At 64.8% G+C, this 13,500-nt stretch carries 9 protein-coding genes and 1 tRNA gene; 7 read left to right on the plus strand and 3 right to left on the minus strand.

From position 1 onward, the window contains the following. Positions 1–202 precede the first annotated feature (202 nt). Positions 203–2,311 (plus strand): UvrD-helicase domain-containing protein, encoded by a 2,109-nt coding sequence (locus tag NA29_RS24675; RefSeq protein ID WP_039393949.1) that lies wholly within the window; start codon positions 203–205, stop codon positions 2,309–2,311. Between the two features lie 564 nt (positions 2,312–2,875). Continuing rightward, positions 2,876–3,652 (plus strand): metallophosphoesterase, encoded by a 777-nt coding sequence (locus NA29_RS24680; protein ID WP_039393950.1) that lies wholly within the window; start codon positions 2,876–2,878, stop codon positions 3,650–3,652. Between the two features lie 112 nt (positions 3,653–3,764). Here the strand turns inward: NA29_RS24680 and NA29_RS24685 are convergent, their stop codons facing one another. Then, complete coding sequence (locus tag NA29_RS24685; RefSeq protein ID WP_039393953.1) at positions 3,765–4,664, minus strand: c-type cytochrome; 900 nt, start codon at positions 4,662–4,664, stop codon at positions 3,765–3,767. 393 nt (positions 4,665–5,057) lie between these two features. Between NA29_RS24685 and NA29_RS24690 the strand changes: the two genes are divergently transcribed. After that, a tRNA-Arg gene (locus tag NA29_RS24690) sits at positions 5,058–5,133 on the plus strand. Positions 5,134–5,440: 307 nt separating this feature from the next. Further along, the gene (locus tag NA29_RS24695; RefSeq protein WP_052252374.1) at positions 5,441–9,196 is read left to right on the plus strand and encodes an autotransporter outer membrane beta-barrel domain-containing protein; all 3,756 of its coding nucleotides are present in this window, start codon (positions 5,441–5,443) and stop codon (positions 9,194–9,196) included. A 73-nt stretch (positions 9,197–9,269) separates the two neighbouring features. On the opposite strand, the gene NA29_RS24700 is transcribed toward NA29_RS24695, so the two are convergent. Then, entirely contained in the window at positions 9,270–9,803 is a 534-nt protein-coding gene (locus tag NA29_RS24700; RefSeq protein ID WP_039393955.1) for a hypothetical protein, read from the minus strand. Continuing rightward, positions 9,803–10,510 carry a flagellar basal body L-ring protein FlgH gene (locus tag NA29_RS24705; RefSeq protein ID WP_052252375.1) on the minus strand — a complete coding sequence of 236 codons (708 nt, stop codon included), beginning with the start codon at positions 10,508–10,510 and terminating at the stop codon, positions 9,803–9,805. Before NA29_RS24705 ends, NA29_RS24700 begins: the two co-directional genes overlap by 1 nt. Positions 10,511–10,824: 314 nt before the next feature. Between NA29_RS24705 and NA29_RS24710 the strand changes: the two genes are divergently transcribed. From NA29_RS24710 to NA29_RS24720, 3 genes are all read left to right on the plus strand, one after another. After that, on the plus strand, positions 10,825–11,937 hold the full coding sequence (locus tag NA29_RS24710; protein WP_052252376.1) for an ATP-binding protein: 1,113 nt from the start codon (positions 10,825–10,827) through the stop codon (positions 11,935–11,937). A 113-nt stretch (positions 11,938–12,050) separates the two neighbouring features. Continuing rightward, positions 12,051–12,863, plus strand: coding sequence for a response regulator (locus NA29_RS24715; RefSeq protein ID WP_197701901.1), 813 nt, complete (start codon positions 12,051–12,053; stop codon positions 12,861–12,863). 42 nt (positions 12,864–12,905) lie between these two features. Then, positions 12,906–13,382 carry a hypothetical protein gene (locus tag NA29_RS24720; protein ID WP_150777599.1) on the plus strand — a complete coding sequence of 159 codons (477 nt, stop codon included), beginning with the start codon at positions 12,906–12,908 and terminating at the stop codon, positions 13,380–13,382. The last annotated feature ends 118 nt before the right edge of the window (positions 13,383–13,500 follow it).

The following is a 13,500-nucleotide window of genomic DNA, read 5'->3' on the forward strand; positions in this document are numbered from 1 at the left end:
CAGCCCCACAGTCGGCATCGCGCGCCGGGTGTCGCACCCTCTGTCATTGGGGGCGACCCTCGGGTGTCACGGCGGTGTGCATGCTGCGTGATAGACTTGCCCACCACCCGGCGCATGCCCGTTTCGACCGAATCGCGAAACCGCTATCAGGCATGCCGCACGCGGCCAGCGCTTTCAATCTTCGTCCCCATCGCTTCACACCATGTCGTCCTTTCCGCTCAATCCTGCCCAGAACGAAGCCACGCATTATTTCGATGGCCCATGCCTCGTGCTGGCCGGCGCGGGCAGCGGCAAGACGCGCGTCATCACGCAGAAGATTGCGTGGCTCATCGAAGCCAAGGGATTCGAGCCGAAGCACATCGCCGCCGTGACCTTCACGAACAAGGCCGCCGCGGAAATGCGCGAGCGGGTGGCGAAGCAACTCGAAGGCAAGACGCTTACCACGCCGGGCAAGGTCGGGCGAAAGGTGCCCGTCAATCAACTCACCATCTGTACGTTTCACTCGCTGGGCGTGCAGATCCTGCGACGCGAAGCGGAAAATGTCGGCCTCAAACCGCAGTTCTCGATTCTCGACGCCGACGACTGTTTCGGCCTGATTCAGGAACAGCTCGGCACGACCGATAAGGCAATGATTCGCGGCGTGCAAACCGCCATCTCCCTGTGGAAGAACGGCCTCGTCACACCGGAAGTGGCGCTCGCCGCCGCCGAGACGGCCGACGAACATCAGGCGGCTGTCGTCTATCGCAATTACATGGCGACGTTGCAGGCCTATCAGGCGGTCGACTTCGACGATCTGATCCGCCTGCCCGCCGAACTCTTCGAGCGCGACGAGGAAGTACGCGAGCGCTGGCAGAACAAGCTGCGCTATCTGCTCATCGACGAGTATCAGGACACCAACACCTGTCAGTACCTGCTGCTCAAGCTGCTTGCCGGGCCGCGCGCGGCGTTCACCGCCGTGGGCGACGACGATCAGGCGATCTACGGCTGGCGCGGTGCGACGCTGGAGAACCTCAAGCAGTTGCAAGTCGACTTCCCGACGCTCAAGGTCATCAAGCTCGAACAGAATTACCGCTCGACGTCGCGCATCCTGACGGCGGCGAACAATGTCATCGCGAAAAATCCGAAAATCTTCGAGAAGAAGCTCTGGAGTGAACACGGTCTGGGCGATCCCATCACCGTCACCGCGATGAACGACGAGGAGCACGAAGCCGAGTCGGTCGTCTTCCGTCTGTCCGCACACAAGTTCGAGCGCCGCGCGGAATTTCGCGACTACGCCATCCTTTATCGCGGCAACCATCAGGCGCGCATCTTCGAACAGGTGCTGCGCCGTGAGCGCATTCCGTACGTACTCTCGGGTGGTCAGTCGTTTTTCGATAAGGCGGAAATCAAGGATCTCTGCGCGTATCTGCGACTGCTCGCGAATCCCGACGACGATCCCGCATTCATCCGTGCCGTAACGACGCCGCGCCGGGGCGTGGGCAGCACCACGCTCGAAGTGCTGGGCAGCTTTGCGGGTCAGGCGAAGGTGTCGCTGTTCGAAGCGGTCTATATGGGCGCGGTCGAAGCGCGCCTGCAACCGCGTCAGCTCGACCCGCTGCGCGCGTTCTGCGATTTCATTCAGCGCATCGCAGCGCGGGCCGCCCGCGATCCGGCCAACGAGGTCATCGACGACCTCATGGAAGGCATTCACTACGAGGCTTATCTCTACGACACGTTCGACGAGCGTCAGGCGCAATCGCGCTGGACCACCGTGCTCGAATTTCTCGAATGGATGAAGCGCAAGGGCACGCGCAGCGAGACGTCGGCAACCGCCGAAGGTCTCGATTCGCTGGAAGACCACGACGACGACGCCAAGAGCCTCATGGAACTCACGCAGACCATCGCGCTGATGTCGATGCTCGAAGGCCGCGATGGCGACGATCCGGACGCCGTGCGTCTGTCGACGCTGCACGCGTCGAAGGGCCTGGAGTATCCGCACGTGTTTCTCGTCGGCGTAGAAGAAGGCATCCTGCCGCACATTCGCGAAGACGAGGAAGTGACCGCCGAGAAGATCGAAGAGGAGCGCCGCTTGATGTACGTCGGCATCACGCGCGCGCAGCGCACGTTGCAACTGTCGTGGTGCAAGAAGCGCAAGCGCGCCCGCGAGACGTACACCTGCGAAGTCTCGCGATTTGTGCCCGAAATGCAACTGGACGAAGCGCCGCCCCCGCCGCCCGAAGACGCGCCCATGTCGCCCAAGGACCGGCTCGCCAGCCTCAAGGCGATGCTCGCCGGTGGCGCGAACAAGACGCCGTCGGCGTCGGGCGCTTAACGCGCGAGCGTCGCGCAGTCACTCACGCGCCGCCCTTCCTCCACAAACGAATAGCCCCCGCGAGCGGGGGCTGGACTATAGGACACGGCCAAACTGCGGGCCGGATGGCGACTTACGGCGACATACGACGACGTCCTTACCGAGGCTGTCGGCGGCGGCAGGCACGCCGGGAACGCGATGTTTACCGCTACTACTTGCCACTACCCGAAGACGTTTGGTCACATGCGGCAGCCGGGCTCGTTGCCACGACCACACCCGCCAGACCGGTCAAACAAAGCAGGACTGCAACCATCAGTTTTCGCATAGGCGCGCCTCCTCTCGTCAGGTGAAGTTTCACTATAGGAGCGCATCCTTTCGAAGACAAAGACATCTTGACCATCGACGCAGGCCGGGTGATAGTCGGTAAAAAACGGACGAAACGGTGCGCAAGTTGCGTCGATTTCGATCCAATGCCCACACCCTCCGCAACTTCGTCAGGCGCTTTGTCAGGCGTGTATTACGTTTGACGGGCGTCGCGGGCACGCGTGTGCGGTGCCGATCCCCAGTTTTCGTGGAGCGTGGTGCGTGAGACTGCATATTCTGTCCGACCTGCATTTGTCCGTGGCGCCGTTGGCCATCCCCGACGTCGAGGCCGACGTCACGATCCTCGCCGGTGACATCAGCCGCCCGGCGCAAGCCATCGAATGGGCGACGCAATTGCCGCGCCCCGTCATCTACGTTCCCGGTAATCACGAGTTCTACGGCGCGACGCTCGCTGGCACGCTGGCCGAATTGCGACGTCTGACGGTCGGCACCAACGTGCATCTGCTCGAACGCGGTGCGGTCGTCATCGGCGGCGTGCGCTTCGTCGGCACAACGTTATGGACGGACTTTGCGCTTTACGACGCCGAGGGCAAACACGACGCTGCCGTCGAAGAGTCGCGGAAGTTCGTGCGCGACTTCACGCGTATTCGCGTCGGCGATCCCGCCGCACCGTGGTCCGATCTGCCGTTCTTTTCGCCGGACGACTGTGCGGCGCTGTGTCGCGAGAACGTGGCCTGGCTCGCACGCACCTTTGCCGCACCCCACGATGGCCCGACGGTGGCCATCACGCATCACGCGCCGACACCGCAGAGCATTCACCCGCGCTTTGCGGGCTCCCTCGTCAATCCGGCATTCATTTCGGATCTGACCGCGCTCATCGAACAATCCGACGCCGCGCTGTGGATCCACGGCCATACGCACGATTCGTTCGACTATCGCGTCGGGCACACGCGGGTGATGTGCAATCCGCGCGGTTACTGCTTCGAGGGACGCGTCGAAAATCCGGCCTTCGATCCGCACATGATTGTGCGCGTGTAACACGACGGACGACGGGCGATGGGTCTGAAACGCCGGTCTCGCGCGAACGCAGAAACAAAAATCCCCGCCGAAGCGGGGATTTTTCGTTGCGACGCGCGCGGGCGCGAGGCGATTACTTCGCCGCGCTCACCATATAGTCGACGGCCGCCTTGACGTCGTCGTCCGACGCGTTGGCTGCCCCGCCCTTCGGCGGCATGGCGTTCAGGCCTTTGAGTGCGGCGTTGTGCAGCGTCTCGATGCCGGTCGCGATACGCGGGGCCCACGCGGCCTTGTCGCCGAACTTCGGCGCACCTGCCACGCCGGCCGCGTGGCAAGCCATACACACGGTGTCGTAGAGCTTCTTGCCGGCGTCGACGGTGCCCCCTGCGCTGGCGGCGGCCGGGGCGGCCGTCTTGAGCGACGCCATCGCTGCCGCAGCCGCTGCGGCCGAGCCTGCGTCGGCGCCCGAAGCGGCAGCCGGTGCCGCAGCACCCGATGCTGCGGCGGCACCCGAGGCCGGTGCCGTCGGCGCGGCAGGCTCCTGCAACTTGCCGCCCGACGCGTTCGCCATATAGACGATGGCGCGGCCGATTTCGTAGTCCGTCACGTCGTCGGGGTTGGTACCCCCGCGCGCGGGCATGCCACCTTTGCCCGCCAACGCGATCTTGAGCATGTCGTCGTAACCGGGCTTGATGCGCGGGGCCCAGTCTTCGGAGGAGCCGACTTTCGGCGCGCCTGCCACACCGGACGCGTGGCAAGCCGCGCAGACGGCCTTATAGAGTTGTTCGCCAGTTTGATAGACGCGCGGTGCGTTGGCGTCTTTGACCTCGACGTGCGCCACGGGCGCAATGCGCTCGGCAATGGCTTTTTCCGTCATGGCGGAACTACCGGCGCCGGTCAGGGCGTTGTTGCCCACGTAATTGACCAGCAAAACGATGATGACGATCGGGACGAGAAAACCGGCGATGACTGCGGCGATGAGCTGCTTGGGTGTTTTAATCAGGGACTCGTGCTCGTTATGTGCTTCACTCATGCGGGATCTCTCAATAGTTTTTGTGGAAACCGAGTGCATCACACCGGATAGTTCGCATCGGCCGCGGGCACCATCCAGTCAAAATAACGAACCATTGTAGCAACAAACCCTCGGCCGATGACGTGCCAAGGCAGTGCGCAGACGCCGCAAAAGTCCCGTATTTTCCCTAACTTACGCGAAAGCAAAAGCGGTGTTCCGCGTAGTTCGTGCGCAAAGTGCGGGCACCTTGCATACACGTCAAATCCGCGCGGGATGGGCGTCCGACAGTGAATCGCCGCATTGTTAGGCGAGAGTATGCACGGGGCATGGACGTCACGCGGCAAAACCGCTATGCTTCTACCTCTTTGCCTGCCGGTACGCGCGTTCGCGCCTTCTCCCCCGGTGGTCAGCACAGCGCCCGTAGCTCAGGGGATAGAGTATCGGCCTCCGAAGCCGAGGGTCACTGGTTCGATTCCAGTCGGGCGCACCAAACGATTCGACGATCCGCATCGCCGCGATCGACGCCTCGTCAGCGCACCTTCGTTTTGCACCCCATATGTCATCCTGCCACTGTGTCGAAGCGGCCCGGTGTGCGTGTACTTCGAGCACGGTGGCGAAGTTCCTTTCGTTGTATTACATTCGGTGTCCAATGCGCCCACAGATGGCGCAACACTCCAGCGCTCACCTATCGACAGCCTCCCCGAGCCCTGGCGTCCCTATAATTGCCGTTCTGCAGGGGAAAGGCCGTATCGTCTCAGTCACCGGTCGCCTGCGCGGCGCGACACGAGAGGATATTCGTGGTCCGACACACCTCCGGGCGAATCGCTCAAGGCGCGCCCCGCGCCACGCCGACGTTTTCGACGCATCAGGCAACGTCGTCGCCAGATCTCATTCCGGATCTCATTCCGGATTTCATCCCGGCATTCATCCCGCTCCCCACCCAACGCCCGACTCGCGGCCGCTCGCGCGCAAAATTCATTCGCACCGCCGGCAGTGCGGCCGTCGCGTTGGCGCTGGCGAGTACGGCGGCCCCAGTCTGGGCAGCCTGCACCGTCACCGACATCACGGGCTGCGGCGCAGCGGGCGGCGCGGGTTTCCCCGGACGCAGCGGCGCGGGCGGTGCCGGTAACGGTCAGGGCGGGGGTTCCAGCCATCTGGACGCCAGCACCGTAACCGTTCAGGACCCGGGCCACTGGGGCACCAACGGCACCGGTGGCGGCGGCGCGGTGGGCGACTTCACCGGCGCGACGCCCAACGGGCCTGCAACGACAGTCACAAGCTCTAACTTTGTCGTCAACGGATCGATCACGGGCGATTCCGGCAACACCGGACCGGGCGGCACCAACTTCGCCAGCGGCGGCAACGGTGGCAACACGGGGTTGTATTACCCCGGTAGCGACATCACGGTCACCGGTCCGGGATCGATCACCGGCGGAGCCGGGGGCAGCGGCGGCAATGCCGTCAACGGGGTGACGGGAAACGCCGGCGGGGGCGGCGGCGGGGGAAGCGGGATGACGTCGGCCGGGTCGATTGCCGTCATTACTAACAACGGGATGATTACCGGTGGCGCAGGGGGCAATGGGGGTAATGGCGGCTTCGGCGGCGGTGGCGGCGCGGGCGGTGACGGCCTGCTCTCCCTTGGCGGCAGCGCCACCATCACCAACGTCGGTACCGGCGCGATCACCGGAGGTTCGGGCGGCTTGGCCGGCTCCGGCGCTTCCGGTAACGGCGCCAATGGTGCCGGAGGTATCGGTGTCAATCTCGCAGGAACACGCAACGTTCTCCTTAATGCCGGGACGATCTCGGGTGGCTCCGGCACCGGGGGCGGTGTCGGCGTCGTGACGCGCGGCCTGGATTCGATCTGGAACTCGGGCCTCATCATCGGTGCGATAACCGGCCCCAGCGGCGCGCGCGCGGCAGCGATCGAGTTCGGCGGTACGAGCAATGCGCTCTACCTGATGAGCGGCTCGTCCATCCTTGGGAATTTGCTGTTCGACGCCGGGGCAAGCGCCACTATTGCCGCGCAGAACGCCGGATTGACACTGAACAACGACATCGTGCTAAGCGACGCCGCGTCGGTCGCCACCTTCTCCACCGCGACAAACGACCTGTCCGCCTCGGGTGTCATTTCGGGCGCAGGTTCACTGAACGTCGTCGGCGTCAACAGATTGACGATGTCGGGGGCCAATACCTTTACCGGTGCGACGACGATCACCGGCGGCACGCTCGCCTTGTCGGGCAACGGCAGCCTCGCCGCGTCGTCCGGTGTCGTCGTGAACTCGACACTCGACATCTCTGCCGTCACGGCGGGGACATCCCTCAAGGCGCTCTCCGGCGCGGGCACCGTGTGGCTCGGTGCGCAATCGCTGTCGCTCACCAATGCCGCGGGCACGTTCGCAGGTGTTATCAATGGCACGGGCGGGGTGCGTCTGGCCGCCGGTACGCAGACGCTCACGGGCATCAATGCCTATACCGGCGCGACCACGATTGACAACGGCGCGACGCTCAAACTCAGCGGCAGCGGTAGTGTCGCCGCATCCGGCGGGGTAACCAACAACGGGACGCTCGATCTATCGGCGACAACGAACGGTGCGTCGCTCACAGCCCTCACCGGCAGCGGCGTAGTGGCGCTCGGCGCACGCACGCTCACGCTCACGAACGCCTCGGGCGTCTTCTCCGGCGTCATCGACGGAACCGGCGGACTCACGCTCAATGGGGGCACGCAGACGCTCTCCGGCGCAAACACGTACAGCGGCGCGACCACCCTGAACGGCGGCACACTCGCCCTGATCGGCGCAGGCAAACTTGCCCCGACCGCAGCGCTCTCGCTTATCGGCAACGCCACGTTCGACGTTTCGTCCGCTACCGGCGCGCAGACCTTTGCCGGGCTGTCCGGCGCGAGCGGCACGCAAGTGCTTATCGGCGCCAACACGCTGACGCTCGACTCAACGACCGACAGCACGTACGCGGGCCAACTCGTGGGGAGTGGCGTCTTCGTCAAACAAGGTACCGGCATGCTGGTGCTCAACGGCGTAAGCCCCACATTTTCCGGCACGACCACCATCGGCGCGGGCACGCTGGAAGTTGGCGACGCCAGCCATGACAGCGCATCGCTCGGCGGCGACGTGAACGTCGGCGTGCAAGGGACGTTGCGCGGACACGGCACGATTCTTGGCAACCTCTTGAGCAGTGGGATCGTCGCGCCCGGCGGATCCATCGGCACACTGCGTGTCGCCGGGAACTACTCGCAGGCTTCGAACGCTACGCTCGCCATCGAAGTGAGCCCGACGGCCGCATCTCTGCTGAAGGTCTCGGGAAGCGCAACGTTGAACGGCGTGCTGGCAATCACTTACGATCCCGGCACGTATTCAGCCACGCGTTACACGGTGCTTAGCGCAGCGAACGGTCTGAGCGGGCGTTTCTCGTCGGTCACTGGCACGCTGGCGGCTGGCGCGAATCTCGGTAGCCTGCAATCGTCCGTGGCATACGGTGCGAACGATGTCACGCTCTCCCTGTCCGACCCGACCTCCGGCACGCCGGGCAACGTCGACCCGTCAGCGCCGTCCACGCCGGTGGTCATCGCACCGACGCACACGAGCATCTTTACGGCGTTGGGTACTGCCGCGCTGATGAATGCCCAGTCTGCCACGTCGGCGATTCTCGATCGCGCAACACGGCGCGAGCCCGGCACCGGCCTTGCCACGGGCGACTCCGGCAATTCGGCAGGCGCGCCACGCATCTCATCGGTGTGGGCGAGTGCCACGGGGCTGCATGGCCGGGTGTCCGGCAAGGACACACAACCCGGTTTCCAGGAAAATCAATATGGCTTTCTCGCCGGTGCGGAGAAACGCGTGGCGCAAAACACCTTCGGGCTGGCGGGCGGCTATTCTCATGCCGACCTCTCCGAAGCGGGCACGGCAAGCACCGGCACTCGCGACACATTGCGACTTGCCGCCTATGCGAGCCGTGAGACGGGGCCGGTCGATGTGGCCGCCACGATCGGCTACGGTCTGCATTTTCTGTCGCAGAAGCGGCCGTTCGTGAATGTCGGCACGGCCGAGGGCGATCACATCGGGCAGGAATTCACGGCTGCGGCTCAGGCGAGCATGCCGTTTTCTCTGGGTGGAATCGTCATGACGCCAAGGATTGGCCTGCGTTACGCCTACTTCCATGCCAACGGCTTCGACGAAAGCGGCGCTGGCGGCCAAAACCTTCGCGTGGGGACCGACAACACCCGAAGCCTGCAACCGTTTGTCGGCATGACCTTTGACAAGTCGTTCGGCGACGCACAGCGGCCGATGAGTGTTCAATTCCGTGTGGCGTATGCGCATGAACTGCTCGATGGCGCACGCGCGATCTCGGTGGCGTCGCAGGACGGCACCCTGTTCGTCGCGCCGGGCACGGATCTACCTCGCGGATTCCTCACGCTCGGCGCAAGTTTCAGCGTCACGCTCGCCAGACACCTTGACGTATCCCTCGCGTATGACGCGCTCGTCAACACGGCGCGCGCATCTTCGCAAGCCGGCAGCCTCAGGATGAGCTATCGATTCTGACGCGCGCGTCGATGCGTTTTGTCCGGCGGCGAGCAACGTGCAGGTGGCCGGACCGACGGGCGACGCGCATCGCTCAGAAAACGACGAGCCGATCGACGAGTTGCGCCATCCGTGCATTCGACGCCGACCACGATTCCACCGTCGACGACCGTCCGTCGAAATACACCGTATTGATGACTGAGCCGTCCTGACTCAGCGTCAGCGTCGCGTAGGCGAGGTACTCGCTCGGGGAACTGCCCCACAAGGAATTTCGCCACGCGCGGCGCACCGTGTAGTTCAGCACGACGCAGCCCGTCGGCCAGGTGCCCGGGCTGTAGATCGTGCTGATGATCCCGTAGGCCCGCAAACGCCCCTGAATCGCGGGCAGCAAATCGGAAATGCCGTCCGGCGCCAGTTCGATGCACATGTTGCGCGAGAGCAGCTCGGGGGCCGCCGGTTGCGTGGGCGGCGAGACGGACGGCAACTGATCCGAGAGCACCGCCCCCGTCGATACGACGCTCGCCGCGACCTGCGCCGCGAGAATCGGCGCAGGCGTGGTGAAAAGACAACCGTTAAGCGTCGCGCTGGCCGTCGCCGCCAGCGCCAGCACCATCGCGAGGCGCTTCATCAGAACGGTGAAACGCCAAGGAGAATCGTCTGCAGCCAGCCGCCGTTGCTGCCATCGGCGACCTGACCATCGTCAACGCGCGCCACCCTGGCCTGCCCGACCTTGCTCGACGCCACCACGTTGGCGGGCGAGATATCGAACTTGTTGACCACGCCGGTGAAGCGGAACGTTTCCATATTGCGTCCCTGCATGACCTGCTTTTCCCCGCCGACCACGTAAGCGCCATTGGGCAGCACTTCCACGATCGCCACGGCAATCGTCCCGGTCATCGCGGAACTCGACGTGTTCGTGCCGTTGCCCTTGAAACTGCTCGCCTGCTGGCCGATGTTGAACCAGCGCTCCAGCACCGAATCGGCCCCGTCCGCCTTGGCGCTCTTGGCCGTCATGCTCGCGTTGCGCGACGTATCGCTCTGCGATTTGCTGCTGCCCGTGGAGTTTTCCGAGACGGCAATCGTCAGCAAGTCCCCGATGCGGTGCGCCACCGGGGTTTCGAACCAGTTCGTCGCCGTGGTGGACTGGTAAATGGATCCGCCGGTCTGGACGTTGGCGACGCGCGGCATCGGCATGACCGCCATCGGCGTTGCCGTGACCTGCGGGCCGGAACAACCGCTGAGCGCGACACTTGCGCTCGCGATCACCGCCAGCCAGGTCAGCGTGCGGGTCAGAACGCGCGTTGCCGCGCTCGGTAGCATCGACAGTTTCGACATGGTGAGGCGCCCCCGCGCCGGTCCCGGATGCCGTATCCGGATGTCTTTCGAAAGGAGTGAACGGTTGGCAGACGGCACGGCCCCCGCCAGACGAAGACAGCACGGCGGCCAGCTTCGTGATGGATAGTAAGAACCGCGCGTGCAGCCACTGCGCACAAATAGAGGAAAATTTGTGGAGGCATGACGCGCGGTGCTCCGAAGCTGAGAGAATGGCGCGCCGACCAGGGCAGGGCCGAACTCGCTTTCCCGGTCGGCGACCCTTAGCCGTCTGGCAGTCGACTTCAGCCGCTAACTTCGTCAGAACACCCAAGCGCATGAATTCAGGCATCACCCGAAAGCTGTTCCTCGCGATTTTCGCGACGGGGCTGGTCACCATGGCGGCCACGACGGTCGTCGTGCGTGCAGCTATGGGCGGACACACCTGGTTGCGCGGCGACAACGTGATGTATCTGGCGATCCTCGGCATCGCCCTGCTCGGCGCCGTCGCGCTGCGGCTCGCCCAGCGTCTGCTCGTGCCCGTCACGCCGCTGCTCGAAGCCACGCACCGCATGGCGATGGGCGACTACAGCGTGCGCGCGCCGACCGCCGGGGCGGACGAACTCGCGCGGCTCGCCGTCGACCTGAACCGTCTGGCCGACACGCTGGCTCAGAACGACCGCCTGCGCCGCAATCTGCTCGCCGACATCTCCCACGAACTGCGCACGCCGCTGTCGATCTTGCGCGGCGAAATCGAAGCGATGGAAGACGGGGTGCGCCCGCTCACGCAGGACGCGCTCGCCTCGCTGCGTGTCGAGATCTCGCTGCTCTCCAAGCTGATCGACGACCTGTACGAACTGTCGCTCTCCGATGTGGGCGCGCTGACCTACGAGTTCGCGCCAGTCGACATGACCGAGCGCGTCGCGACATCGGTCGCCGCCTTTGGCGACTGGTTCGAGGCGAAGGGCATTGCGCTGAACGTGCACCTCCCGGACGACACGCTCACGGTCGACGGCGACCTGCACCGCCTGACGCAGCTCATCGGCAATCTGTTTGAGAATTCGTTGCGTTATACCGACGGCGGCGGCGCAGTCCGCGTCTATCTGTCGGCGACCGAGACACAATTGCGTCTGGAGATCGAAGACTCCGCGCCCGGCGTGCCGGACGACGCCCTGCCTCGCCTGTTCGAGCGTCTTTTCCGGGTGGAAGCGTCGCGCAGTCGGCGCAGCGGCGGTGCGGGCCTCGGACTCGCGCTTTGCAAACATATTGTCGAAGCGCACGGCGGTCAGATCGCCGCGCGACACTCGCCGCTGGGCGGCCTGGCGCTGGCGATCACCCTGCCGCGTCAGAACCCGGCCGCCCCCGGCGCTGGAGCATCGACATCGACGGCCTGCGCACTCAGCGCGGCCGCCAGCTGTTTTGGCACCCAAGCCCTGACGACCCTGAGTTGAGCCTGCCCTTTATGCACACGCACTCGTCGACACCCCTGCAAAGCGCTTCAAGCCTTTCCTCCCTCACGCCCACGCCGTCGGCGCATTCGGCCATCGTGTCGACGCCCGCCGCCATGGCGCTCTCCGACGCCGCGCCGATCCTGATCGTCGAAGACGAGCCGAAACTCGCCGCGCTACTCGCCGAGTATCTGCGCGTGGCGGGCATGCCGTGCCGCATCCTGACGGACGGACGCGACGTACTGCCCGCCGTACGCGTGACGCAGCCCCGTCTGGTGTTGCTCGACCTGATGCTGCCGGGCATGGATGGCCTCGAAGTCTGCCGCGCCGTGCGCGAGATTTCCGAAGTGCCTATCGTGATGCTGACCGCGCGTGCGGCGGAAACCGACCGCCTGCTCGGACTCGAACTCGGCGCCGACGACTACATCTGCAAGCCCTTCAGTCCGCGCGAAGTGGTCGCGCGCGTCAAGGCGATTCTGCGACGCGTGCGTGGCGGTGCGATGGCCAGCACCGGCGCCGCGATGCCGACACCCACCGCGCCGCCAACGCCGGCGCTCGTGATCGACGCAGTGCGCCATCACGCGAAGCTCGACGGGCACGAACTGCCGCTCACGCCGGTCGAGCTGCGACTGCTCGCCACGCTCGCCAGTCATCCCGACAAGACGTTCCCGCGCGCACATCTGCTCGACCGGATGTACGACGATCACCGCGTGGTCGCCGACCGTACGGTGGACAGCCATATCAAGAACCTGCGTCGCAAGTTGCAGGCGATCCGGCCAGACGAGGAAATCGTGCGCTCGATCTACGGCGTGGGTTACCGGCTGGAGTTACGCACGGACGTCCCGGCCGCGCCCACCATGCCGACAGTGCCGTCGGTGCGACCCGGCGTCGCGGCTATCGACAACCCGGCCGGGGCGGTGCCAGAATAGGCGCACCCGCTGCCCAAGCGGGATTCATTGAGGAGAATGTCGATGCCACGCTGCACCGCCACGCTGTCCCCGATGTTCCTGAGCGCCGCTTCCCCTGCCACACACCCTGCATCGACAATCGTTGGCACTGCCGAGTTTGGCGACGCACCGTCCTCCGTCCGATCGATCCACCCCCTGCTGAGGGTCGCTGCCGCGTCGCTGTTGCTCGGCGCGAGTGGCCTGGCCTTTGCGCAAACGCCGGTGTGCTTCGATAGCGTCGGCCGCGCGTTACCGCCGGAGCAGTGCTCGCAAGCCGCCCGCAATCAGGCCGCTGCACAGGAGGCATCTTCCGCCTCCGCCGCGCCGACCAAACGCGACTACTGCAAGTCGCTCGCCGACAAGATCGCCAATACGCCCGACAAGCCGGTGTACACCCGCGATCAACGCGTCGATTCGCCCGCAGGCAATCGCGTCGACATTCCTACACGCACAAACCCGCGCAAAGCGCTCAAAGAGCAATACATGCGCGAGTGCACGTAGGCGGACGCCTACAAGTTAGCGAAAGATAGCAACACGTTAGCGGAACTTATCGCGCGATTTTCTTGACAATACCGACAGAGACCGCATAATCGACGTCACGCCGATGCATTGATTTCCG

The organism is Pandoraea sputorum (assembly GCF_000814845.2).
Lineage (GTDB): Bacteria > Pseudomonadota > Gammaproteobacteria > Burkholderiales > Burkholderiaceae > Pandoraea > Pandoraea sputorum.

Bases quoted from the DNA above. Each gene is read 5' to 3' on its own strand.
- NA29_RS24700 (WP_039393955.1), bottom strand. From the start codon at position 9,803: ATGAAGCGCCTCGCGATGGTGCTGGCGCTGGCGGCGACGGCCAGCGCG.
- NA29_RS24720 (WP_150777599.1), top strand. From the start codon at position 12,906: ATGCCACGCTGCACCGCCACGCTGTCCCCGATGTTCCTGAGCGCCGCT.
- NA29_RS24675 (WP_039393949.1), top strand. From the start codon at position 203: ATGTCGTCCTTTCCGCTCAATCCTGCCCAGAACGAAGCCACGCATTAT.
- NA29_RS24685 (WP_039393953.1), bottom strand. From the start codon at position 4,664: ATGAGTGAAGCACATAACGAGCACGAGTCCCTGATTAAAACACCCAAG.
- NA29_RS24715 (WP_197701901.1), top strand. From the start codon at position 12,051: ATGGCGCTCTCCGACGCCGCGCCGATCCTGATCGTCGAAGACGAGCCG.
- NA29_RS24705 (WP_052252375.1), bottom strand. From the start codon at position 10,510: ATGTCGAAACTGTCGATGCTACCGAGCGCGGCAACGCGCGTTCTGACC.
- NA29_RS24710 (WP_052252376.1), top strand. From the start codon at position 10,825: ATGAATTCAGGCATCACCCGAAAGCTGTTCCTCGCGATTTTCGCGACG.